General features: G+C 70.2%; 24 protein-coding genes. 17 read left to right on the forward strand and 7 right to left on the reverse strand.

The features are described from left to right. The first annotated feature begins 161 nt into the window (after nt 1-161). The 8 genes from H0B56_RS19400 to H0B56_RS19435 all read left to right on the forward strand — a co-directional run bounded on the left by H0B56_RS19400 (nt 162) and on the right by H0B56_RS19435 (nt 7,368). The gene (locus H0B56_RS19400) at nt 162-1,154 is read left to right on the forward strand and encodes an ABC transporter substrate-binding protein (protein WP_180894535.1); all 993 of its coding nucleotides are present in this window, start codon (nt 162-164) and stop codon (nt 1,152-1,154) included. 31 nt (nt 1,155-1,185) lie between these two features. Further along, nucleotides 1,186-2,823 (forward strand): DNA repair helicase XPB, encoded by a 1,638-nt coding sequence (locus tag H0B56_RS19405; protein ID WP_180894536.1) that lies wholly within the window; start codon nt 1,186-1,188, stop codon nt 2,821-2,823. 364 nt (nt 2,824-3,187) lie between these two features. After that, nucleotides 3,188-3,709, forward strand: coding sequence for a DoxX family membrane protein (locus H0B56_RS19410; protein ID WP_246361364.1), 522 nt, complete (start codon nt 3,188-3,190; stop codon nt 3,707-3,709). A gap of 229 nt (nt 3,710-3,938) precedes the next feature. After that, nucleotides 3,939-4,829: a helix-turn-helix domain-containing protein gene (locus H0B56_RS19415; protein ID WP_180894538.1), complete on the forward strand. Its 891-nt coding sequence runs from the start codon at nt 3,939-3,941 to the stop codon at nt 4,827-4,829. After that, nucleotides 4,802-5,038: a DUF397 domain-containing protein gene (locus tag H0B56_RS19420; RefSeq protein ID WP_180894539.1), complete on the forward strand. Its 237-nt coding sequence runs from the start codon at nt 4,802-4,804 to the stop codon at nt 5,036-5,038. Before H0B56_RS19415 ends, H0B56_RS19420 begins: the two co-directional genes overlap by 28 nt. A gap of 92 nt (nt 5,039-5,130) precedes the next feature. After that, on the forward strand, nt 5,131-6,027 hold the full coding sequence (locus H0B56_RS19425; RefSeq protein WP_180894540.1) for a DUF72 domain-containing protein: 897 nt from the start codon (nt 5,131-5,133) through the stop codon (nt 6,025-6,027). Between the two features lie 104 nt (nt 6,028-6,131). Continuing rightward, entirely contained in the window at nt 6,132-7,019 is an 888-nt protein-coding gene (locus H0B56_RS19430) for a hypothetical protein (RefSeq protein WP_180894541.1), read from the forward strand. Nucleotides 7,020-7,146: 127 nt separating this feature from the next. Continuing rightward, the gene (locus H0B56_RS19435; RefSeq protein ID WP_089301487.1) at nt 7,147-7,368 is read left to right on the forward strand and encodes a PspC domain-containing protein; all 222 of its coding nucleotides are present in this window, start codon (nt 7,147-7,149) and stop codon (nt 7,366-7,368) included. A 145-nt stretch (nt 7,369-7,513) separates the two neighbouring features. Here H0B56_RS19435 and groL read toward each other — a convergent pair whose 3' ends face one another. The 3 genes from groL to H0B56_RS19450 all read right to left on the reverse strand — a co-directional run bounded on the left by groL (nt 7,514) and on the right by H0B56_RS19450 (nt 11,579). Next, nucleotides 7,514-9,151 (reverse strand): chaperonin GroEL, encoded by a 1,638-nt coding sequence (gene groL, locus H0B56_RS19440; RefSeq protein ID WP_089301485.1) that lies wholly within the window; start codon nt 9,149-9,151, stop codon nt 7,514-7,516. 396 nt (nt 9,152-9,547) lie between these two features. After that, the gene (locus H0B56_RS19445; RefSeq protein WP_343063965.1) at nt 9,548-10,903 is read right to left on the reverse strand and encodes a serine/threonine-protein kinase; all 1,356 of its coding nucleotides are present in this window, start codon (nt 10,901-10,903) and stop codon (nt 9,548-9,550) included. 64 nt (nt 10,904-10,967) lie between these two features. Continuing rightward, complete coding sequence (locus tag H0B56_RS19450) at nt 10,968-11,579, reverse strand: AIM24 family protein (protein ID WP_180894542.1); 612 nt, start codon at nt 11,577-11,579, stop codon at nt 10,968-10,970. Nucleotides 11,580-11,785: 206 nt separating this feature from the next. On the opposite strand from H0B56_RS19450, the gene moeA reads away from it, so the two are divergent. The 3 genes from moeA (at nt 11,786) to H0B56_RS19465 (ending at nt 14,802) form a co-directional block, all read left to right on the forward strand. Further along, the gene (gene moeA / locus H0B56_RS19455) at nt 11,786-13,009 is read left to right on the forward strand and encodes a molybdopterin molybdotransferase MoeA (RefSeq protein ID WP_180894543.1); all 1,224 of its coding nucleotides are present in this window, start codon (nt 11,786-11,788) and stop codon (nt 13,007-13,009) included. Nucleotides 13,010-13,138: 129 nt separating this feature from the next. Next, nucleotides 13,139-13,888, forward strand: a complete 750-nt coding sequence (locus H0B56_RS19460) for a phosphatidylserine decarboxylase (protein WP_180894544.1) — start codon at nt 13,139-13,141, stop codon at nt 13,886-13,888. Nucleotides 13,889-13,893: 5 nt separating this feature from the next. Next, entirely contained in the window at nt 13,894-14,802 is a 909-nt protein-coding gene (locus H0B56_RS19465; RefSeq protein ID WP_180894545.1) for a CDP-alcohol phosphatidyltransferase family protein, read from the forward strand. Nucleotides 14,803-14,942: 140 nt separating this feature from the next. Here H0B56_RS19465 and H0B56_RS19470 read toward each other — a convergent pair whose 3' ends face one another. Together H0B56_RS19470 and H0B56_RS19475 are read right to left on the reverse strand one after the other, a co-directional pair. Beyond that, on the reverse strand, nt 14,943-15,575 hold the full coding sequence (locus H0B56_RS19470) for a LytR C-terminal domain-containing protein (RefSeq protein WP_246361346.1): 633 nt from the start codon (nt 15,573-15,575) through the stop codon (nt 14,943-14,945). 11 nt (nt 15,576-15,586) lie between these two features. Further along, complete coding sequence (locus H0B56_RS19475; protein ID WP_180894546.1) at nt 15,587-15,907, reverse strand: DUF3263 domain-containing protein; 321 nt, start codon at nt 15,905-15,907, stop codon at nt 15,587-15,589. 208 nt (nt 15,908-16,115) lie between these two features. Between H0B56_RS19475 and H0B56_RS19480 the strand changes: the two genes are divergently transcribed. Further along, nucleotides 16,116-16,685, forward strand: coding sequence for a peptide deformylase (locus tag H0B56_RS19480; RefSeq protein WP_180894547.1), 570 nt, complete (start codon nt 16,116-16,118; stop codon nt 16,683-16,685). Between the two features lie 16 nt (nt 16,686-16,701). On the opposite strand, the gene H0B56_RS19485 is transcribed toward H0B56_RS19480, so the two are convergent. After that, on the reverse strand, nt 16,702-17,553 hold the full coding sequence (locus H0B56_RS19485) for a helix-turn-helix domain-containing GNAT family N-acetyltransferase (protein WP_180894548.1): 852 nt from the start codon (nt 17,551-17,553) through the stop codon (nt 16,702-16,704). Nucleotides 17,554-17,653: 100 nt separating this feature from the next. Between H0B56_RS19485 and H0B56_RS19490 the strand changes: the two genes are divergently transcribed. The 5 genes from H0B56_RS19490 (at nt 17,654) to H0B56_RS19510 (ending at nt 22,909) form a co-directional block, all read left to right on the forward strand. Then, on the forward strand, nt 17,654-18,991 hold the full coding sequence (locus tag H0B56_RS19490) for an FAD-dependent oxidoreductase (protein WP_180894549.1): 1,338 nt from the start codon (nt 17,654-17,656) through the stop codon (nt 18,989-18,991). A gap of 18 nt (nt 18,992-19,009) precedes the next feature. Next, complete coding sequence (locus tag H0B56_RS23050; protein ID WP_180894550.1) at nt 19,010-19,339, forward strand: hypothetical protein; 330 nt, start codon at nt 19,010-19,012, stop codon at nt 19,337-19,339. Between the two features lie 128 nt (nt 19,340-19,467). Next, entirely contained in the window at nt 19,468-21,138 is a 1,671-nt protein-coding gene (gene thiC / locus H0B56_RS19500; RefSeq protein ID WP_180894551.1) for a phosphomethylpyrimidine synthase ThiC, read from the forward strand. Continuing rightward, complete coding sequence (gene thiD / locus H0B56_RS19505) at nt 21,135-21,962, forward strand: bifunctional hydroxymethylpyrimidine kinase/phosphomethylpyrimidine kinase (RefSeq protein WP_180894552.1); 828 nt, start codon at nt 21,135-21,137, stop codon at nt 21,960-21,962. Before thiC ends, thiD begins: the two co-directional genes overlap by 4 nt. Before the next feature lie 143 nt (nt 21,963-22,105). Next, the gene (locus tag H0B56_RS19510) at nt 22,106-22,909 is read left to right on the forward strand and encodes an ion transporter (protein WP_180894553.1); all 804 of its coding nucleotides are present in this window, start codon (nt 22,106-22,108) and stop codon (nt 22,907-22,909) included. Between the two features lie 183 nt (nt 22,910-23,092). On the opposite strand, the gene thiG is transcribed toward H0B56_RS19510, so the two are convergent. Further along, nucleotides 23,093-23,875: a thiazole synthase gene (thiG, locus tag H0B56_RS19515; RefSeq protein ID WP_180894554.1), complete on the reverse strand. Its 783-nt coding sequence runs from the start codon at nt 23,873-23,875 to the stop codon at nt 23,093-23,095. Nucleotides 23,876-23,902 lie beyond the last annotated feature (27 nt).

The raw sequence follows: 23,902 nt of genomic DNA on the forward strand, positions 1-23,902 counted from the left end.
CGCGAAAGACGCTCGGCCACCCCGCTCCCGCACACCCGGCGCGGCGAGGCATGCGGACCGTCCGGACAGGCCGGGCGGGCGTTACAATCCTGGCCGCACGCCGAACGAACCACCTGACCGGCGTGCGATGAACGCCGGGGAAATCGACGCGGAAGGCACGCATGCCCACACGCGCGGTACAGCGCGCGAGCAGCATCGCGCTCGCTCTCGCGATCGTCCTGTTCAGCGGCGGCTGCGCGCTGGTCTCCGGCGAGTCCAGGCAGCGCGAGGACCCGGGGCTGGAGCTGGAGACCCTGCGGGTCGGGGTGTTCGACTCGATCGGCACCGTCCCGCTGCGGTTCGGTGTGGCGCAGGGCATCTTCGCCAAGGAAGGCCTCGACATCGAGCTGGTGCAGCACGACGACCGCGCAGGCGTCCTCGAGTCGCTGTCGGCGGGCGAGGTCGACGTCGCCTACGCCTGCAACGTCACCGTGCTCGACCGTGCCGCCGACGGCGCCCCGTACCAGTTCCAGGGGGAGGCCTACGTCTCCGGGCCGGAGACGATGGCGTTGGTGACGCTTCCCGGGACAGGCCCCGGCGAGCTCGGGGACCTGGACGAGGCGACGATAGCGGTCCGCCCGGAAAGCGCGGCAGGCGAGCTGACCACCCGCTCCCGCCTGGAGACCGAAGGGATCGACCCCGGCGGCGTCACGTTCACCGAGCTACCGTTCGACGACGCCATGCGCGCCCTTGGCTCCGGGGAGGCCGACGCCGCGTGGCTGTCCGAGCCGGATATCAGCACCGCCCAGCGGGAGTTCGGGGCGACGCTCCTCGCGGACACCGCGCGCGGCGAGATGCACGAGTTCCCCATGTCCAGCTACGTGGCCGTGCGGGACACCGCCGAGGCCAACCCGAACACGTTCAGCCTGTTCCGCAACCTGCTCCAGCGCTCCCAGGAGCTCGGCAGCGACCCGCCGACGATCCGCGGACTGCTACCCGAGTTCACCTCCATCGACGAGACGGACTCGGCACTGGTCGCGCTCGGCAGCTACCCGACCGCGCTGAACGGCTCGCGGCTGCAGCGGGTGGCCGATCTCATGCACGACGCCGGGATGCTCGACCAGCGGCTGGACGTGCTGTCCCTGCTACCCGAGTCCGAGCAGGCGGGATCCTGAGCGAGCCGCGGAGCACGCTATAAAGGGGGGTGTGAGTACAGGCCCCCTGATCGTGCAGTCGGACAAGACCGTCCTGCTCGAAGTCGACCACCCGCAAGCCGACGACGCGCGGTTGACGATCGCCCCGTACGCCGAGCTGGAACGGGCGCCGGAACACGTGCACACCTACCGGGTGACGCCGCTGGCGCTGTGGAACGCCAGGGCGGCAGGGCACGATGCCGAGCAGGTCGTGGACGCGCTGACCACCTACTCGCGGTTCCCCGTTCCGCAGCCGCTGCTAATCGACATCGTGGACACGATGGGCCGGTACGGCCGGTTGACGCTGAGCAACAGCCCGGTGCACGGGCTCGTGCTCACCACGACCGATCGCGCGGTGTTCGAGGAGGTGCTGCGCAACAAGAAGATCGCACCGATGATCGGGCAGCGCGTCGACGACGACACGGTCACGGTGCACCCGTCCGAGCGGGGGCGGCTCAAGCAGGCACTGCTCAAGATCGGGTGGCCCGCCGAGGACCTCGCCGGCTACGTCGACGGGGAGGCGCACCCGATCGAGCTGGCCGAGAACGGCTGGCAGCTGCGCGAGTACCAGCGCCAGGCCGCGGACGCGTTCTGGGCCGGTGGCTCCGGCGTGGTGGTGCTGCCCTGCGGGGCGGGCAAGACCCTCGTCGGGATCGCGGCGATGGCGCGGGCGCAGGCGACGACGCTGATCCTGGTGACCAACACCGTCGCCGGGCGGCAGTGGAAGCGCGAGCTGGTGGCCAGGACGTCGCTGACCGAGGAGGAGATCGGCGAGTACTCCGGCGAGCGCAAGGAGATCCGCCCGGTCACCATCGCGACCTACCAGGTCGTCACCCGCAAGACCAAGGGCGAGTACAAGCACCTCGAGCTGTTCGACTCCCGCGACTGGGGGTTGATGATCTACGACGAGGTGCACCTGCTTCCCGCGCCGATGTTCCGGATGACCGCGGACCTGCAGTCGCGCAGGAGGCTGGGCCTGACGGCCACGCTGGTGCGCGAGGACGGGCACGAGGGGGACGTGTTCTCGCTGATCGGGCCGAAACGCTACGACGTGCCCTGGCGGGACATCGAGCAGCAGGGCTGGATCGCGCCCGCGGAGTGCATCGAGGTGCGCGGCACGCTCACCGACGAGGAGCGGCTGCACTACGCCACGGCCGAGGCCGAGGAGCGGTACAAGATCTGCTCGACCGCGCGCACCAAGTCGGGAATCGTGAAGTCCATCGTGGACCACCATCCCGACGAGCCCGCGCTGGTGATCGGGGCGTACCTGGAACAGCTGGAGCACCTCGCGAGTACGCTGGACGCACCGATCGTGCAGGGTTCGACGTCGAACAAGGAGCGGGAGAAGCTGTTCGAGGCGTTCCGCAACGGCGAGATCAGCACGCTGGTGGTCTCCAAGGTCGCGAACTTCTCCATCGACCTGCCGGAGGCGTCGCTGGCGATCCAGGTCTCCGGCACGTTCGGCTCACGCCAGGAGGAGGCCCAGCGCCTCGGCAGGCTGCTGCGCCCGAAGGAGGACCAGCGGCAGGCGCACTTCTACTCGGTGGTCGCCCGCGACACCATCGACACCGACTACGCGGCCCACCGCCAGCGCTTCCTCGCCGAGCAGGGCTACGCCTACCGCATCCTCGACGCCGAAGCCTTCCAGTAACCCCCGCCCCGGCCCTGCGACCGGGACCCGTGCCCCACCGTGTCGGCCGTGCGAGCACCGTGTGTCTGGCGTGCGGACATGCTGTGTTTGGCGTGCGGACATGCTGTGTCAGGTGTGTCGGCACGGTGTGTTGGGCGCGCGAGTGCTCGCACCCAGCGGGGTGTTTCGAGGACGAATGACCCAGCGACAGGGAACCTTGTACCCCAGTGCTCCTCCTGCCTCCCCGCGCAGACTGAAGGCACCATGCCAGTCGCACGAGGACAAGGAGGACATCATGTCCGTGACCCAGGAACCGCGGGTCGACGCAACCATGCAGGTGGCCCCGAAACAAGCGGCCGAGACCGCGTCAGAGCACGGGTCGGTGATGACGACGACGGCCAGCAAGATCGCCGCCGTGCTGCGCATCGCCATGGGACTGGTCTTCCTCTGGGCGTTTCTCGACAAGCTCTTCGGTCTCGGATACGCGACGGCCTCGGAAAGCGCGTGGCTCAATGGCGGGTCGCCGACGGAGGGATACCTCAGCGGCGTCGACGTAGGACCCTTCGCCGCGACGATGAACTCGCTGGCGGGTGCCGCGTGGGCTGACTGGTTGTTCATGGCCGGGCTGCTCGGCATCGGTGCCGCGCTGCTCCTCGGCGTGGGATTGCGTGTCTCGGCGGCAGCGGGAACGGTCATGCTGATGTTGATGTGGTTGGCCGCGTGGCCGTTGGCCCGGTTCACCGAGGCCGGGGAGCTGACGAGGTCGACCAACCCGATCATCGAGGATCACCTCATCTACGCCCTGGTGCTGATCCTGCTGGCAGCCGTGTACGCGGGTAACACGTGGGGACTCGGCCGCAGGTGGGCCGGAGTCGGCTTCGTCCGGCACAACCACTGGCTTCGCTGAGCGAAGCCGCCTGCTGGCCGACGTACGCCCGATGCCTCTTCGACGCATCGGGCGTACGGGCATGTCGTGTCTGGCGTGCTGGCATGCCGTGTTGGGCGGACGGACATCCCGTGTTGCGTGACCAGGTGGCACACCGACCTCCGTTGCGGTGACGCTCGCGCGGCGCACCACATCGGCGACTCCTGCGGGTCTAGGTTGGCCCGCGAGTACACCGACGGAGGGGCACGAGATGGGCCTGCCTGATTCCACCGCCCGGGCGCGCGAGCTGGGCGCCGAGCTGCGCCACGCCCGGGAAACGATCGGGCTCAGCGGCGTCGAGATGGCACGCAGGCTGGGCTGGTCGCACAGCAAGGTCTCGCGCATGGAGAGCGGCCAACGCAGCGCGTCCGAAGTAGACACGGCGATCTACCTGAGCAGCTGCGGCGTGGCACGTGCGGAGCTGGAGCGGCTGCTGGAGCTGGCACGCCAGGCCGACGACGGCTACTGGGTGCGCCCGCACGGTCAGGCCTTACCGGACGAGCTGCGCTCACTGGTGATCCAGGAGAGCACGGCAACATCCATCACCAGCTTCGAGCTCTCCCGGATCAACGGGCTGCTGCAGACCGAGGAGTACGCACGAGCGCTGCTGTACGACTCGCCGCTGGAGTCCCTGGACGACATCGAGCTGCGGGTGGAGGCGAGGATGGCGCGACAGAGCCTGCTACGCCGCTACCGCCCACCCCGACTGCTGTTCTATGTGCACGAGCAGGCGCTGCGGCTGCCGGTGGGCGGAGCACGAGTGATGCACGAGCAGGTGCTACAGCTCGTCTTCACTACCTCGCTCTCGCACTGCTCCGTCCGGGTGGTGCCCACGGCCGCCGGCGCGCATCCCGGGCTTGCCGGCCCGTTCTTCCTGATGCGGTACGACGAACATCAGCCGGTGGTGTACGTGGAGAACGAGACCGCCAGTGTGTTTCTCGAGACCCCGGAGGACATATCCACCTACCGGAGGATCCTCGCGCGCCTCGCCGAGGTCGCCCTGGATGAGGGACAATCCAGGGAGTGGCTTGCCGAGCTGGCAAGCGAGTACGACCGAGCGGAGGATGGATCGCGATGCGTGCCCGCGAGCACACCGGTCTGACCTGGCGGAAGAGCAGCTTCAGCGGCACCAACGGAGGTTGCGTCGAAGTCGCCTGGCGCACCAGCAGCTACAGCGGCGGCAATGGTGACTGTGTGGAGGTCGCCTTGCACCCGGCCACGGTGGCCGTGCGCGACTCCAAGGACCCGGCCGGCGGGCACCTGCACGCGCCCGCCGACGCGTGGCGCGCCTTCCTGACCGCCCTGAACTAGCGACCGGCGAGGGAGCCGAAGGTGACCTCGGTTCCTTAGAAGGAGCCAAACGTGACATTCGGCTCCCACCTACGGAAGCGGTAACCAAGGGGGTGATCGCCGTTTCGGAGATCAGGATCGGTACGTCCGGTTGGCAGTATGCCGAGTGGCGACGCGGCAGCTTTTACCCGCAGGGGCTGGTGCAGCGCCGCGAGCTGGAGTACCTGGCCGGGCAGCTCGGCACGGTGGAGATCAACGGTACGTTCTACTCCCTGCAGCGCCCGGAGTCGTTCCGTACCTGGTTCGAGCAGACCCCCGAGGACTTCCTGTTCGCCCTCAAGGGTGGCCGCTTCATCACGCACATGAAACAGCTCCGCAACGTGGAGTCCGCGCTGGCGAACTACTTCGCCAGCGGCCCCCTGGCACTGGGCGCGAAGCTGGGGCCGATCGTCTGGCAGCTACCGCCGAGGATGCGTTTCGACGCCGACCGGCTGGCCGGGTTCTTCGGCCAGCTGCCGCGCACCACCGGCGAGGCCGCCGAGGTCGCCAAGAGCCACGACGACAAGGTCAAGGGCGAGCCGCACACCTCAGCCGACGCCGACCGTCCACTGCGGCACGCGCTGGAGGTGCGCCACCCCAGCTTCGCCACGGCCGAGTGCGTCGAGCTGCTGCGCGAGCACGGCATCGGCCTGGTCGTCGCCGACTCGGCCGGGCAGTTCCCCCGCCTGGACGATGTCACGGCCGACTTCGTCTACATCCGGCTGCACGGCGAACGCGAGCTCTACGCGGGCGGCTACACCGACGAGGCGCTGCGCGAATGGGCCCGGCTGATCGAGGCGTGGGCCTCGGGCGCGAGCCCCCGCACCGAGCACACCGTGGCAGGCGAGGCCGCGGAGCGCCCGCGCGACGTTTACCTGTACTTCGACAACGACGAGGCCGGGTACGCCCCGCACGACGCCACCCGGCTGGCCTCGCTGGTGCACACCACCCGGGCAACCTCGGGATCGTGAGGCGAAACGGTCGCCATGGCGACCCGAAGTCCACACGGCAGGTCGGTGTCCACAGATTGCGCACGACGTCGCCCGCATGACCGCCGGGGTGCTTCCCTGCGACCATGACGTTCCTCCATTCCCAGCACGGGGTCGTGACGCTCCGGCAGGCGCTGACGGTGATGTCCCGCGGCGAGGTCCGCGCCCGGCTCCGCTCGGGGCGCTGGCAACGACCACACCGCGGTGTCCTGGTCACGCACAACGGCCCGCTGAGTCCCGAGCAAGAGACGTGGGTCTGCCTGCTGGCGGCACCACCGGGGTCCGCGCTCGCCGGTCCCACCGCCGCAGCGATCGACGGCCTGCGCGGGTTCGCCTCGGCGGCGACGTGGATCGCCATCCCCGCCGCGCAGCGCAAGCTCCAGCGTGACGGCGTGCTGGCGATCCGGACCCGCCACCTGGGCCCCGAGGACGTCCATCCCCGGCGCACGCCCCGGCGCACCCGCATCGAACGCAGCGTGCTGGACATGGGCAGCCGGGCAGCCGTACCGAGCGCCGCCCGCGCCCCCGTGCTCGCCGCCGTGCAGCAACGCGTCACCACCCCGCACCGGCTGCTCGGCGCGCTCACCCGTCTCGGCCATAGAGTCCACCACGCTGTACTCCTCGAAACGATCCACGATGCCGGTGGCGGTGTGCACTCACTGCCCGAGCGGGAGTTCGACCGGATCACACGCCGACGCGGCCTCCCACCCCCGACACGGCAGCGCGCCGTGCGGCGCCCGGGCGGGCACTACTACCTCGACTCCGACTGGGAGGAGTTCGACCTGTCCGTGGAGATACACGGCCTCCCGCACCTCGAAGTCTGCAACTGGAACTCCGATCTCGACCGGCACAACGAGCTGACCATCGACGGCAGGCGGCTGCTGCAGTTCACTTCGTACGCCGTCCGCCACCAGGCGGCCCGGGTCGGCGAGCAGGTGGAACGTGGACTCCGGCGCGGTGGGTGGCGACCCTAGCCCCCGCGTTTGTGAGACGTCAGGGTCGTCATCACGACCGCGATGCCACACGATCCGGGGGACAACCAGGGCCGATCTCGGGATCTTCCCTGATGCGCACCGGCCCGACGTCGTGGAGCATGGAAGCATGACGAACAACGACTTCAACCCCCAGAATCTCAAGCGCATCCGCCGCAGCAAGAGCAACAGGATGATCGCGGGAGTCTGTGGTGGCATCGCGGACTACTTCGGCATCGAGGCCATCATCGTGCGTATCGTGCTTGTCGCGACAGCGCTGATCGCCCTCGGCGCCCCGCTCGTGCTCTACGCCATCGGCTGGCTGCTGATCCCCGAGGAAGAGACGATTTGATTTAGACGGAAGGCCCACGTCGGGGTGTCCGCCCGCCCAACGCGGCATGCCGGCAGGGCCGACATGGGGTGTCCACATGCCTGACACGGCATGAGAAAGGGCCCGGCCGCCGAAGCGAACCGGGCCCTTCCAGACTTCTGGGGGATCAGAAGCCCATGCCGCCCATGCCGCCGGTCGGGTCGGCGCCGGCGTCAGCTCCGCCGCCGCCCTTCTCCGGCTTGTCGGCAACGACAGCCTCGGTGGTGAGGAACAGCGCGGCGATCGACGCTGCGTTCTGCAGCGCGGAACGAGTCACCTTCGCCGGGTCGATGACGCCGGCCTCGATGAGGTTCTCGTAGCCGCCGGTCGCTGCGTTGAGGCCGTAGCCCTTGTCCAGGCCCTTGACCTTCTCGACCACGACGCCGCCCTCGAGACCGCTGTTGATGGCGATCTGCTTGAGCGGGCCCTCGACGGCGATCTTCACGATCTTCGCGCCGGTGGCCTCGTCGCCGGTCAGCTTGAGGCTCTCGAACGCATCCTGGGAGGCCTGCAGCAGGGCGACGCCACCACCGGCGACGATGCCCTCCTCGACGGCCGCCTTGGCGTTACGCACGGCGTCCTCGATGCGGTGCTTGCGCTCCTTGAGCTCGACCTCGGTCGCCGCACCCGCCTTGATGACGGCCACGCCGCCTGCCAGCTTGGCCAGCCGCTCCTGCAGCTTCTCGCGGTCGTAGTCGGAGTCGCTGTTCTCGATCTCGGCCCGGATCTGGTTGACCCGGCCCTGGATCTGGTCCGCGTCGCCGACACCATCGATGATGGTGGTCTCGTCCTTGGTGATGACCGCCTTGCGCGCACGGCCGAGCAGCGAGATGTCGGCGTTCTCCAGCGTGAGGCCGACGTCCTCGGTGATGACCTGGCCACCGGTCAGGATCGCCATGTCCTGCAGCATCGCCTTGCGGCGGTCACCGAAGCCGGGAGCCTTGACGGCGACCGACTTGAAGGTGCCGCGGATCTTGTTCACCACGAGGGTAGCCAGGGCCTCGCCCTCGACGTCCTCGGCGATGATCAGCAGCGGCTTGTTGGCCTGCATGACCTTCTCGAACAGCGGCAGGCTGTCCTTGACGTTGGAGATCTTGCCGCCGTACAGCAGGATGTAGGGGTCGTCCAGCTCGGCTTCCTGCCGCTCCTGGTCGGTCACGAAGTAACCGGACACGTACCCCTTGTCGAAGCGCATACCCTCGGTGAGCTCGAGCTCGAGGCCGAAGGTCTGGCTCTCCTCGACGCTGACGACGCCTTCCTTGCCGACCTTGTCGAGCGCCTCGGCGATGAGCTCACCGATGGTGCGGTCCGCGGCGGAGATCGAGGCGGTAGCAGCGATCTGCTCCTTGGTCTCGACCTCCTGGGCGGACTTGTGCAGCTGCTCGGTGATGGCCTCGACGGCCTGCTCGATCCCGCGCTTCAGCGCGATGGGGTCGGCACCGGCGGCGACGTTGCGCAGACCTTCCTTGACCAGTGCCTGCGCGAGCAGGGTGGCCGTGGTCGTGCCGTCACCGGCGACGTCGTCCGTCTTCTTGGCGACTTCCTTGACGAGCTCGGCGCCGATCTTCTCCCAAGCGTCCTCGAGCTCGATCTCTTTGGCGATCGAAACACCGTCGTTGGTGATGGTCGGCGCGCCCCACTTCTTCTCGAGCACGACGTTGCGGCCCCTGGGGCCGAGCGTCACCTTGACGGTATCGGCGAGGGTGTTGAGGCCGCGCTCGAGCCCGCGGCGGGCGTCCTCGTCGAACGCAATCTGTTTGGCCATTTCGGTGTGGTCCTCCGGTATTGGGCGCCAGGGACGCACCTGTAGGCGTCCATGGCAGTGTCGTCATTCAATGTTCGGGCCGCTCCCCGCGCGCAAGCGCGCGTAACGCGCGTTGGTTGCGGAGCCCCCACCGCCTCGTGGACCCGAGAGTCCTCGAGGCGAGCGAGCTGTGAACAGCCCTCACCGGACACGTCCTCGGCCAGGCTCGGTGCCCGCGACGGACGACCGGCCCGGAATCCCGAAGCAGATCCCGAACCAGGCCTCACCGTCCCGACCTTCAACGCAGAACCCGCATGTCAGCGGGTCCTACCTAGCACTCGACGGTGTCGAGTGCCAACTACGTGTTTAGCACTCTCGCGGTGAGAGTGCAAGCTGCACTGGTCAGGGTACTAGACGTCACAGCGCGACAATCAGCAGCACGATCACCACGACCACGAGGACCGCGATCACTCCGGCAAGCACCGGGACCAACCAGCGATCACGCCCGCCCGCTCCGGACCCGTCGAAGGCCGCACCCGCGGCCGGTTCGGGCGGGCGCAGCCGCACCGGGTCACCGAACGGACCGGCGGGCGGCTGGGGACCGGGGGCAGGCGGTGTGCCGTAGGGCGGCGCCGGAGGCGGTCCGTACCCCTGCTGCGCCTGCGGAGCGGGGCCGTACGGCCGGCGCCACGGGCCGTACGGCTGCGGCTGCGCGGCGGGAGGCGTCCCGGCAGGGTGGGTCCCGGCCGGGGAGCCCGCCGGTGGCTGCCCAGCGGCGGACCCAGCGGCGGACCCAGCGGCAGACCCAGCAGCGGGTCCGGTACCCCCGGCAGGCCCGGTGGCGGGCGCCTGCTCCGCCTGCTGGCCGGTGGCACGGTTGCCCGAACCGGCCGCGGGTGCCGCGCTCGACGGGTCCGGTGCCGGGAGGGCTCGCCGGGCCGCGGCGACGAGCTCGGCGCAGCTCGCGTAACGCCCACCCGGCTGCTTGGCCATCCCCGTCGCGAGCACGGCGTCCAGCGCGTGCGGCAGAGCCGGCGACCGGCCCCCCGACACCTCGGTGGCCGCGGGAGGCTCCATCGTGAGGTGTCCCTTGATCACCGTGGGGACGTCTCCCTGGAAGGGTGGCCGTCCGGTCAGGCAGGTGAACAGCACGCACGCGAGCGCGTACTGGTCGGTGCGCCCGTCGAGCGGCTCGCCCCGCAGGTGCTCCGGCGCGGCATAGGTCGGCGAGCCGAGGAAGTCACCTTCCCTTGTGCGGTGCCCCGTCGCGCCCCTGCGGGTCAGCCCGAAGTCCGCGACATAGACGTGCTCGCGTCCCGACCCGGTCGTGGTGACCAGCGCGTTGGCCGGTTTGACGTCCAGGTGCACCAGGCCCCGCTTGTGCAGGGTGTCCAACGCGTCGGCCACCTGCTCGAGCAGGTCCAGCGCGTGACGCGGGTCGAGCGGGCCACCGGAGATGCGTGCCGCGATGTCCGACCCGTCCACCAGCCGCATCGCGATGTAGTGCATCCCGTCGACCTCGCCGAAGTCGTAGATCGGGACGATGTTGGGGTGGTCGATCGCCGAGGTGTTGCGCGCCTCGTCGACGAACCGCTCGCGGAACTCCGCGTCGGCTCCGAGATGCTCACCGATGACCTTCAGCGCCACCTTCCTGCCGAGGCGCACGTCGGTGGCGCGGTACATCACGCTCATCCCGCCCTGACCGAGCACCGCGTTGATCTGGTAGTTGCCCAGCTTGCGCCCTATGAGATCGTCCCCATGCTCGTCCGACACGCATGGCAGCCTAGTCGCTCCCGTCCGGAGCGACCGATCGGCGGCCGGTCGGTCGCGGTCGGGGTCAGCTCGCCGTCCGGCGCGTCCTGGCCAGCACGGTCCCGGGGCCTGCGACGTCCAGCACCAGCCCCTCCCCGGTGCGCAGCGACTGCGGCCCGGCCGGGTCGAGCGCGCGCAGCCTGCACTGCACGGTGTCGGGGTAGCCCAGCAGGTACGCGGGAGCGATGGTGACGACCTCGCCCGCCTCCAGTGAGAACGCCTCGACGGGGCCTCCGCTTGCCAGCACGAGTGACCCGCACCCGCTGACGTGCCGCAGGAAGCCCGGCTCGGCGCCGAACAGCTGCCGGAACCCTGACCACAGGGGGTCGTCCCGCAGCGTGGCGGGGCTGACCAGCACCGCGTCGCGTGTCACGCACCAGCCACCGGTCGTGGGCAGTTCCAGCGCGTACACGTCGCCGGGGTGCTCCGGCGCGAGGTCGACCCAGCCGCCCTCGGCGGGAGCCGTGAAGGTGGCCGGTGGGTTCGCCGCGCGCCTGCCTGCCGTGCCGTCGGGCACGACCGACACCCCGAAGCTGGTCGCGACCATCGCCCGCTGCTCCGCGCGGACCGCCTCGCCCGCGGACAGCACCACCCGAGCGACCCCGAACCACGGCGTGTGCCGCGTGTGCACGTCCACCGGATCCTCCCTCGTTACCTCCGCCGCTGCCGCCACCTCTGGGCGTCAACGCAGTTTCGCATGCGACCGCCGCAGCGGACGTCGGCACTGATGTGATGGAGCCGAAGGTGGCGGCGGCTCCATCTAGGGAGCCGTACGTGACATTCGGCTCCCACCTGGGCACGGGGTAGGGTCGCCGCACAGGTATTACGTGAGGGGTGGACACCATGACCGTTTCCGTCGCCGAGCACCAGGCAACGGTGCGTGCGCTGGTACCACAGGCGCGGGTGCGCGAGCTCCCGCTACAGGACTGCCACGGCCTCGTCCTTGCCGAGGATGTCACGGCGGGCGTCCCGCTGCCGCACTTCGACAACTCGGCCATGGACGGCTACGCGGTGCGCGCCGAGGACGTGGCCGCGGCGAGCGCGGAGCATCCCGTCGCACTGCCCGTGGAGGCGGACATCCCCGCGGGCCGTACGGACATCCCCGAGCTGCGCCCGGGAACGGCACACCGGATCATGACCGGCGCCCCCGTACCCCCCGGCGCGGACTCGGTGATCCGCGTGGAGGACACCGACGCGGGCACCGAAACGGTGCGCGTGTCCGTCCCGGCCGAGCCGGGTAACAACGTGCGCCGCGCGGGTGAGGACCTCGCCGAGGGCTCTCCCGCGCTGCAGGCAGGCACGGTCCTCGGCGCCGCGCAGCTCGGCCTTGCCGCTGCCATCGGGCGGGCGCACCTCGCCGTGCGAGTACCCCCGCGAGTGCTCGTGGTCTCCACCGGAACCGAGCTGGTCACCCCGCCCACGACACGGCTCGACGGCCAGATCTACGAGTCGAACAGCGTGATGCTGGCTGCCTCGCTGCGTGGGCTCGGCTGCGAGGTGGACGTGCTGCGCGCGGTCGCCGACGACGTCGGCGAGTTCACCACCGCCCTCGCGGAACGCGCTAGCGCAGCCGACCTGGTCGTGACCTCGGGAGGTGTGAGTGCGGGCGCTTACGAGGTGGTCAAGGACGCCCTCACCGGCGAGCACATGACCTTCACCAAGGTGGCGATGCAGCCGGGCGGCCCGCAGGGCAGCGGGACACTCGACGGTGTACCGATCGTGACACTGCCCGGCAACCCGGTCAGCGTGCTGGTCTCCTACGAGGTCTTCCTGCGTCCCGCGCTGCTCGCCGCGATGGGGCACCCGTACGTCGATCGCCCGGCTGCCCGCGCGCGCCTGCTCGAGCCCTTGGACTCGCCCAGCGGCAAGCGTCAATTCCGGCGTGGCTATCACAAACCCGCCCCTGCCGCGTCCACAAACGACTCCGCAGGGACCGTCACGCCGCACGGCGGGCCGGGATCCCACCTGCTCGCCTCCTTCGCGCAAGCGAACTGCCTGATCGTGGTCGACGAGGACACCACCGAGCTGGCCGAAGGTGACGAGGTCGATGTGCTGCTGCTGAGCTGAGCCCCCGGGCAGGCCGGGTGAGCCGGTCCGCTCCGGCCCGGCTCGGTGGTCGAGCCCCGCGCGGGTGCACCCGCGCGGTGGTCTAGCGTGAGAGCATTCCAGCAGACCTTGTAGATAGAGCGCAGAACGATGAACTCTGATTCGCACACGGGCGACAACACGGTCGCCAGAATCCTGCACCTGGCGAGGGAGTCGGTGCCGCCGGTGCACCCCGCGGGCAGGCCGTTCGTGATCGGCGCCCTCGCGGCGGCGTTGCTGCTGCGCAGGATCGCGACCCCGCTCGGCACCGCCGGCGTGCTCGCCGCGGGCGCGCTCGCGTGGTTCTTCCGGGAGCCGAACCGCGTCGCGCCCGCGAACCCGCACCTCGCGGTGGCCCCGGCAGACGGCACCGTCACCGCTGTCGAGGAAGCCACGCCGCCCGCCGAGCTGGGAACCGGCCAGCAGCCCCGCACGCGGATCAGCATCTTCCTGTCCGTGCTCGACGTCCACGTGCAGCGGCTCCCCGCGACCGGCACGGTCGAGCGCGTCGCCTACCGCGCTGGCAAGTTCCTCTCGGCCGATCTGGACAAGGCGAGCGAGGCCAACGAGCGCAACTCGCTGCTACTGCGCACAGAGGACGGACACCGGCTCACCGTTGTGCAGATCGCGGGGCTGGTGGCCCGCCGCATCGTCTGCGACGTCACGGAAGGCGACGCCGGCCGGGTGGGCTCCACCTACGGCCTGATCCGGTTCGGATCCCGCGTCGACATCTACCTCCCGCACGGAAGCCATGTCCTGGTCACCGTGGGCCAGCGTGCCATCGGCGGGGAAACCCCGCTCGCGGCACTCCCGTCGGCACCAGGCACAGCCCAGCCACCCGCATCGACCGCCGGAAGTTGACCCCCATGACGCGAACCGCCCCCGGCGTTCGCCTCCTCCCGAACGCGATCACCATCCTCGCTCTCTGCGCGGGCCTGTCCTCTGTCCAGTTCGCGCTGCTCGGCAGCTACGACCTCGCGATCGTCGGGGTGGTCGTAGCGGCGCTGCTGGACAGCCTGGACGGTCGCATCGCCAGGCTGCTCGACGCCACCTCGAAGACCGGCGCGGAGCTGGACTCGCTTTCCGACGCGGTGTCCTTCGGGGTCGCGCCCGCACTGGTCCTGTTCATCTGGCTCTCCGACGGGCACCGGTTCGGCTGGATCGCCGCCCTGGTGTTCGCGGTCTGCATGATCCTGCGCCTGGCCCGCTTCAACACCCTGCTGGACGACACCGAGCAGCCCCCGTACGCCGACGAGTTCTTCGTCGGCGTCCCCGCCCCCGCCGGTGGGCTTCTCGCGTTGCTGCCGGTCACGCTGACGCTGGAGTTCGGTCCGGGCTGGTGGACACATCCGGTCGCTGTCTGGGGATGGACGATCGCCATCGCGGCGCTGCTGATCAGCAGGCTGCCCACCCTGTCGGTGAAGACGATGCGGGTACCCGCCAAGGCCGTGGCCCCGCTGCTGGTCGGTGTGGGCCTGCTCGCCGCGGCCATCATCCAGTTCCCGCTGATCGCGCTGTCGGCGGCGTTGCTGTTGTACCTGGCTCACCTGCCGTACGCCGTGTACCGGTACCGGTGGCTGGCCGCGCACCCCGAGGCCTGGGATGTGCCGCCGAAGGAGCGCCGCGCCATCCGGCGTGGCGGGCGCTCGCACCGCAGGCTGGGACTGCGCAGGCCGACGCGCCGCGCCGTCGCCGGAGCGGGACCTCCCGGCACACCGGCGAGGCGGGTACGCGACTGGCGGCGCATCGGGCTGCGGCACCGCTACAAGCAGTAACCCGCGAGTCAGCAGTAACCCGCGAGGCACCGGGCAGCGGCCCGGCTACCAGCGACCGTTCCCGGCAACCGGCGGCACGACGACCCGCCCGCGGCGCGCCGGGCTACCTGTGCCCAGGCCCTCCCGCGCTGCGCTGACCGTCAGTTGTTCTTGCTCGACTCCGCGTAGTCCTTCGTCACGATGACGATCACACCGGGGCTGGAGTCCTTGATCCCGTCGAAGCGCGGTTCGATACGCATGCCGAACTCGAAGCCGATCCTCTCGGCCACGGACTCCTCGGCCGTGCCTTCCCGGAAGTAGACCGTCGAGGCAGGGATCCTGCCGTCCGAGTAGTTGCCGTGCCCGGTGACGTTCCACCCGGCGTCCTGCAGGTCGCCCGCGGCGCGGGTGGCGAGACCGGAGATGTTGCTGTTGTTGAACACCCGCACCGGTGTCCGCTGCGCCTCCGGGTCCAGGCCCTTGTCACCGGGCCGCTCCATCCCGTCGCCCGGGTCGTCCCCGTCCGCGGGGTCCTCCTGGTCGCCGTCCTCGCCGCCGGGCGTGGTCTCCTCGTCGTCCGGCTCCTCGTCCCCGTTGCCGTCCTCGTCCGGCGTCCCGGTGTCCTCACCAGGAGTGGTGTCCGGTTCGGACGGCGTCGGTTCCTGGGGTGAGGTCGGCGCCGCCGTGTCGTCGGACGGTTCGTCCGAGCTGATCGTGCTCGCCGTACCGATCACCGTGGCGATCGCCGCGACGCCGAGCAGGCCGAACCCGGCGGCGCGCATCGGACGTGACATGCCTGCGATGGTCATGACAGCTCGATCCCCAGCCTCCTGGCGGCACGTGTGCGACGCCGATCAGCGCGCGCCTTACGTAGCCGCTTGATCAACATCGGGTCCGCGCTCAGCGCCTCCTGCGAGTCGATCAGGCGGTTGAGCACCTGGTAGTACCGTGTGGCCGACATGCCGAAGAGCTCGCGTATCGCGGTTTCCTTGGCTCCCGCGTACTTCCACCACTGCCGTTCGAAAGCGAGGATCTCGTGATCGCGGCGGGACAGCCCCCCACTCGCTTCGCCGGCCGCCGAGGCTGCGGGTTCCTCGCTCCGGAGCGTTGACTCCGCGGCATCCATCTGGCTGCTCGCCTCACAATCGTGTCGGGACCGCACGGCCGTAATGACATCGATGTTATTCCGCCTGCTCCATTAGATCACGGCGAGGTTGGCCTCCGCTGGCATCGCCCGTCGGCGCGTCCCGAACGTGTTACGCCGACGCCGCGAGGTCCGCGTCCGGAGACGGTGCTGCCGTCGCGCGCTGCCCTGGCGGTTATCCTGAGTAGCCGTGACCGTGCATCCCATCTGCATCGCAGGCGACCCCGTCCTGCATACCCCGACCCGGCCCGTGGAGACCTTCGACGGGCAGCTGGCCACGCTCGTCGACGACATGTTCAAGACCATGTACGCGGCCTCGGGAGTCGGGTTGGCCGCCAACCAGATCGGCGTCGACCTGCGCGTGTTCGTCTACGACTGCCCGGACGACGACGGGCAGATGCATTCCGGGGTGGTGGTCAACCCGGTCCTGGAGACCTCCGCCGTGCCGGAGACCATGCCCGACCCGGAGGACGACTGGGAGGGCTGCCTGTCCGTGCCCGGCGAGTCCTTCCCCACCGGGCGCGCCGACTGGGCCCGGGTCACCGGGGTGGACACCGAGAACCAGCCCGTCGAGGTGGAGGGGACCGGTTTCCTGGCACGGTGCCTGCAGCACGAGACCGACCATCTCGACGGTTACCTCTACCTGGACCGGCTCACCGGCCGGTACGCGCGCGATGCGAAGAAGATGGTCAAGCGCAACGGCTGGACGGTGCCCGGCCTGCGCTGGGACCCGTCCGAGGGCGAGTTCGCGTACCGCTGACCGGAGCCCGGCACCGTCACGCGGTGCCCGGCGAGGTGGCGCTGCGGCGTTCGAGCAGCACGGTGTCGTGCCATACCCCGTCCCGCTGCCCGATGCGCTCGCGAACGCCGACGGTGCGGTAGCCGGCGGCGTGATGCACGGCGATACCGGCACGGTTGCCGAGGAACAGGGACGTCTCCAGGGTCCACAACCCGGCGGCGTCGGCCTCGGTGACCTGCTTGTGCAGCAGTGCCTTGCCCACTCCGCGGCCCCGGTAGCCCCCGGCGACCGCGACCGCCGTCTCGGCGACCCCGGAGTACCCGGCGCGGCGGTCGACCGGCGCCGCGGCCGTCCAGCCGACCACCTCGCCGTCGATCTCGGCGACCCAGCGATGTCCCGGTAGCCACGCCGAGTCCAGTGACGTCCGGCTGGGCACGGTGGTCTCGAAGGTAGCGACCCCGGTGGCTATCCCCTCGCCGTAGATGCGGCGTACCGCGGGCCAGTCGTGCCGTTCGACGGCGCGGACGGTGACGCCGGACGGCAGGTCCGCCGGGCAGCACGGGCGCGGCACGAGCGTCCCCATCACCACATCGGCCGCGTGCGGCAGGCCGCTGCAGCACGCCTGGTTGATCGTGACGACCGTGGCCGTGCCCACCTTCTCGACGTGCACGAACCCGACCTCGGCCAGCTTGCGCACGTGGTGCGAGCAGGTCGACTGGCTCGTGCCGAGGATCTCGACCAGCGAGCCCACCGTGATCCCGTGCGGGCTGGTGGCCACGGCGTGCAGCAGGCGAACCCGTACCGGCTCGGCCAGGCAGGCGAACCACTCGGAGTAGGTGGCCGCGTCGGCGGCAGGCAGCACCTGGGCCCTGGGCAGCTCCGTCGTCATATCGCCAAGTGTATCGATTGCCATCGATACTTGCGTCAATCGATCGTCGTCGATAGATTCGAACTCGTTCAATCGATATAGCTCGATGAAAGGATCGGATATGACCGAGTTGCCCGTCGTCGTGATCGGCGCGGGGCCCGTGGGGCTCGCCGCCGCAGCCGAGCTCGTCGAGCGCGACATCGACACGCTCGTCCTGGAACGCCGTGACACTGCGGGCGCGGCCGTGTCCGAGTGGGGACACATCCGGCTGTTCTCCCGGTGGGCAGAGCTGACCTCCCCCGCCGCGCGCACGCTGCTCACCTCCGAGGGCTGGCAGCATCCGGACGGGAACAGCTACCCCACCGGCGCCGACTGGGTGGAGCGGTACCTGCGGCCGCTGGCGGCCGCTCTCGGCTCCCGCCTGCGTCTCGGCACCGAGGTGACCGGCGTGGCACGTACGGGGAGGGACCGCGTCGTCGACTCCGGCCGGGCGGACGAGCCGCTGGCCGTGCACATCCGGGACCGCGATGGCACAGAGACGCGCCTGGAGGCGCGCGCCGTCATCGACGCCTCCGGCACCTGGCAGGCACCGAACCCGCTCGGTGCCGACGGGCTGCCCGCGACCGGTGAGCGAGCGGCCGCCGACCGGATCACCTACCGGGTCCCGGATGTCTCCACGCCCGCCGTGCGGGACCGCTACGCCGGCAAGCACGTGGTGATCGCCGGGAGCGGGCACTCGGCGATGACGGCGTTGCTGAGCCTCGACGCCCTCACCGAGCGGCACCCGGACACGCGGATCACCTGGCTGCTCCGGCGGGACGAGCTCGGCGACACCTTCGGTGGCGGCGAGGACGACCAGCTACCGGCACGGGGCGAGCTGGGCATGCGCGCCCGGTCCGCCGTGAACAGCGGGCGCGTCACCGTCGTGACCGGGTTCCGCACCGAGCACGTCACCAGGGACCGGCATGGCCGCCTGGTGCTGACCTCGACCAGCGGGCGCGAGGTGACGGCCGCCGACGAGGTCATCGCCCTCGCCGGGTTCCGGCCCGACCTGTCCTGGCTGTCCGAGGTGCGGCTGGAGCTCGACCCGGTCCTGCAGGCACCCACGGAGCTCGCCCCGCTGATCGATCCCAACGTGCACTCCTGCGGCACTGTCTACCCGCACGGGGAGCGCGAGCTGTCCCACCCGGAGCCGGGGATGTACGTGGCGGGCATGAAGAGCTACGGGCGGGCACCGACGTTCCTCGCCCTGACCGGCTACGAGCAGGTGCGCAGCATCGCGGCGGCACTGGCAGGGGACCACGCGGCGGCCGAACGGGTCGAGCTGACGCTGCCGGAAACCGGAGTGTGCAGCGGCTCGGGCGGAGTCGCCGGACCGGCAGACGAGCAGGTCGACACGGCCTGCGGCGTGCCGACCGGTCCCTCGACTCCCGCGGCACCGGCACGGACCGCGAGCTGACGTCCGGGGTCGCACCGCATGCCGAGTACGTCGACGACACGGGCGAGCAGGGCGAGCGTGTCCGGCGCCGGGGCCCACCGGGCGCTCGCCGTGCTGTGCCTGACCGAGGTCAGCGATCGCTGGGGCACCGCGCACTACGGCCGCCTCACCGGCCTGCTCTCCGCGCCCGTGACGATCGCGACGGCGCTGGCCCCGTTCGCCGGTTCCGCTCTCGCCACGCTGCTGGGCAGCTACGCGATGAGCTTCCTCGCGCTGGGTGTGACGGCCGCCTTCGCCGGGGCGCTGTCGCTGGCGTCGGTCCCGTCCGGGGTTGAAGGCAGGCGCGACTCGTGGCAGGCTCTGCCCTGATAACCGAAACCACCGCGGGAGCTCGCGCCTTGGCGGGCTGAGAGGGCGGCTGGAGTTCGCAGGACGGACCCGGCGCCGCCGACCGCACGAACCTGACCGGGTAATGCCGGCGTAGGGAGGAATCGCTCATGACGTCGCTGGACACGAGTGTCGACAACCAGCCGAAGGTGACCACCGGACCCATCTCCGGATCGCACAAGGTCTACTCGGAAACCCCGTCGGGACTGCGCGTACCGGCCCGCCGCATCGAGCTTTCCAACGGCGAGCACTTCGACGTGTACGACACCTCGGGCCCGTACACCGATACCGACGTCGAGATCGACGTCCATCGTGGCCTGGACCCGCTGCGGGCCGGCTGGATCGCCGAGCGCGAGCACGACACCCAGCTCGGGTGGGCCCGCGCCGGGGTGGTCACCAAGGAGATGGAGTTCATCGCCGCGCGCGAGCGGATGGACCCCGAGTTCGTCCGCGACGAGGTCGCCAAGGGCCGGGCGGTGATCCCGGTCAACCGCAACCATCCCGAGTCCGAGCCCGCCATCATCGGGAAGAACTTCCTGGTGAAGGTGAACGCCAACATGGGCAACTCGGCCGTGACATCCTCCGTCGAGGAGGAAGTGGACAAGATGGCGTGGGCGACGCGCTGGGGCGCGGACACCATCATGGATCTGTCCACAGGCAACCGCATTCACGAGACGCGCGAGCAGATCATGCGCAACTCGCCCGTTCCCGTCGGCACGGTGCCGATCTACCAGGCGCTGGAGAAGGTGGACGGGGAGCCGGAGAAGCTCACCTGGGAGCTCTACCGGGACACCATCATCGAGCAGTGCGAGCAGGGCGTGGACTACATGACCGTGCACGCGGGAGTGTTGCTGCGCTACGTGCCGCTGACGGCAAAGCGTGTGACCGGGATCGTCTCTCGCGGCGGGTCCATCATGGCCGCGTGGTGCCTCGCGCACCACAAGGAGTCCTTCCTGTACACGCACTTCTCCGAGCTGTGCGAGATCCTGCGCGACTACGACGTGACGTTCTCGCTCGGCGACGGCCTGCGGCCCGGCTCCATCGCCGACGCCAACGACGAGGCGCAGTTCGCCGAGCTACGCACTCTCGGCGAGCTGACCCACATCGCCCGCGAACACGATGTGCAGGTGATGATCGAAGGTCCCGGCCACGTGCCGATGCACAAGATCAAGGAGAACGTCGAGCTCGAGGAGGAGCTCTGCGGGGAGGCGCCGTTCTACACGCTCGGGCCGCTGGCCACCGACGTCGCTCCGGCCTACGACCACATCACCTCGGCGATCGGGGCGGCCCAGATCGGCTGGTACGGCACAGCCATGCTCTGCTACGTCACCCCGAAGGAGCACCTCGGGCTGCCCAACCGGGACGACGTGAAGACCGGCGTGATCAGCTACAAGATCGCCGCGCACGCGGCCGACCTGGCCAAGGGCCACCCGTACGCCCAGGACTGGGACGACGAGCTGTCCAAGGCCCGGTTCGAGTTCCGCTGGCACGACCAGTTCAACCTCTCGCTCGACCCGGACACCGCGCGTGCCTACCACGACGAGACCCTGCCCGCCGAGCCTGCGAAGACGGCGCATTTCTGCTCGATGTGCGGGCCGAAGTTCTGCTCGATGCGGATCACCCAGGACATCCGCGAGTACGCCGACAAGCACGGCCTGTCCTCCGTGGAAGCCATCGAGGCCGGGATGAGTGAAAAGGCGGAAGAGTTCGCCGAGCAGGGCAACCGGATCTACGTCCCGATGGCAGGTGACGGCGAGGCGGACGGGAACGGGACGCCGTGACCGGGGTCCGGCAGCAACCACCGACCGCGCTGACCATCGCCGGATCCGACTCCGGCGGTGGTGCCGGTCTGCAGGCGGACCTGCGCACCTTCTTCGCGCACGGGGTGCACGGGATGACCGCGATCACCGCCGTGACCGTGCAGAACTCGGTGGGTGTCCAGGGGGTCACGGAGATCCCGCCCGGCGTGGTCGCCGACCAGATCCGGTCGGTGGCAGGCGATATCGGGGTGGGCGCGGCCAAGACGGGCATGCTGGCGTCGGCGGAGATCATCCGGGCTGTGGCGGGCGCGCTCGACGAGGTCGGTATCGGGGCCGGGCACCCCACCCCGCTCGTCCTCGACCCCGTGGCCGCCTCGATGCACGGTGACCCGCTGCTCGCCGAGCAAGCCCTCGAAGCGATCCGTACCGAGCTGGTACCCCGCGCGACCGTGGTGACACCGAACCTCGACGAGGTACGGCTGCTCACCGGCATCGATGTGGCCGACACCGACGGCCAGCGGGACGCCGCCCGGGCGCTCGTCAAGATGGGTGCGCGCCACGCGCTGATCAAGGGTGGCCACCTCAAGGGTGCGACGGACTGCCTGGACCTGCTCTACGACGGCGCCGAGTTCACCGAGCTGTCGGGGCCGCGCTACGACACCGAGCACACCCACGGCGGCGGTGACACGCTCGCCGCCGCGATCACCGCCGAACTGGCTCGCGGCGCGACCGTGCCGGACGCGGTGGCGCACGGCAAGCGTTTCATCGAGCGCTGCGTCGCCGACAGCTACCCGCTCGGGGCGGGCATCGGGCCTGTCTCGCCGCTGTGGCGCCTGGAGGGCTAGGCGGGCACGACGCGCATCCGCCACGACCGGCCCGGCGTGTTTCCGGTCACACAGCCGGACGTTCACGGGCGCGCCGGCCGCGCCGTCCGTTATCAAGTACGGGTACGTAGTCGAGAGGTGTTCCAGCAGACTGGGAGAGCGGTGTGATCACGCGCGGGCGGGTACGCGGGCTCGTGGAGCATCACAACTTCCAGCGGTTCATCATCGCCGTCATCGTGGTCAACGCGGTCACGCTCGCGCTCGAGACGTCCACCTCGGTCGTGGCCGACTACGGGCCGCTCCTCCGCGCGCTGGACACCGTCGCGCTGTCCATCTTCGTCGCCGAACTGTCCGTCAAGCTCGCCGTCTACGGCTGGCAGTTCTTCCGTGACCCCTGGAACGTCTTCGACTTCGTCATCGTCGCCATCGCCCTCGTCCCCGCGTCGGGCCCGTTCGCCGTGCTGCGCGCGCTGCGCATCCTGCGGGTACTCCGGCTGATCTCCGCGGTCCCCGCGATGCGCAGGGTCGTTACCGGCCTGCTGGCCGCCGTACCGGGGATGGCCTCCATCGCGGCACTGCTCGCGCTGATCATCTTCGTGGCGGCGGTGATGACCACCAGGTTGTTCCGCGACATCGCGCCGGAGTACTTCGGGCATCTCGGGCGGTCCCTGTTCACGCTGTTCCAGGTCATGACCGGGGAGGGCTGGCCGGATGTCGCCGGGGCTGTCATGGCCGAGGCGCCCGCCGCATGGGTCTTCTTCGTCATCTACATCCTGGTCTCCAGCTTCGCGGTGCTGAACCTGTTCATCGCCGTGGTGGTCAGCGCGATGGAGGACCAGGTGCGCGCCGATCTCCAGGTACAGGACGAGCAGCAAGCCGCCCAGCAGGCCGAGGGCGACGAGCGCGTCCTCGCGGAACTGCGCGCGCTACGCGAGGAGGTCGAGTCGTTACGCCGGCATCAGACCTGACCCGTGCCCCGCACCGGGACGGTCGGCGGTGTGGGAGCCGAAGGTGACACTTGGCTCCTTCTATGGAGCCGAACGTGACATTGGGCTCCCACCCCGAACGCCGGATCCCTGAGCAGGCGGTGGGAGCCGAAGGTGACCTTGGTTCCCTCTATGGAGCCGAACGTGACATTGGGCTCCCACCCCTCAGCGGGGTGGGCTGGAGGCCTCGGCCCAGAAACGTTGGGGGATGCGGCCCGCATGGCTGGCGAGCCTGCCGGCGTGCACGGCGGAGCGCATCGCCGCGGCCATCCGTTCGGGGTCCTGGGCCCTTGTGACCGCGGAGGACAGCAGGACGGCGTCGCACCCCAGCTCCATCGCCAGCGCCGCGTCCGAGGCGGTACCGATCCCCGCGTCCAGGATGATCGGAACCTGCGCCCGCGCGACGATCAGCTCGATATTGTGCGGGTTGCGGATGCCGAGCCCGGTACCGATCGGGGAGCCGAGCGGCATGACGGCGGCGCAGCCCGCCTCCTCCAGCCGCAGCGCCAGCACAGGGTCGTCGTTGGTGTAGGCGAACACCGTGAAGCCGTCGCCGACGAGCTGCTCGGCGGCATCGAGCGTCTCGTGCGGGTCGGGCAGCAGGGTGCGGTCATCGGCGTGCACCTCCAGCTTCACCCAGCTGGTCCCGAGAGCCTCCCTGGCAAGCCGCGCGGTCAGCACGGCCTCCGCCGCGCTGCGGCACCCCGCCGTGTTCGGCAGCAGCTCGATGTCCATGCGGCGCAGCAGGTCGAGCACGCCGGAACCGCCCTCGGCGTCGGCCCTGCGCATCGCCACGGTGGTCAGCTCGGTCCCCGACGCCGCGAGTGCCCGCTCCAGCACGCTGAGGTTCCCGCTGCCGCCGGTACCCATGATCAGCCGCGAGCTCAGCTTGTGCCCCGCGATGACCAGCGGGTCCTCCGACCCGTTCGGCCCGTGCTGTTCCACCATCACTACCTCCTCGGCCGCCGCGCGGCT

This window comes from Haloechinothrix aidingensis (assembly GCF_013450155.1).
GTDB lineage: Bacteria > Actinomycetota > Actinomycetes > Mycobacteriales > Pseudonocardiaceae > Haloechinothrix > Haloechinothrix aidingensis.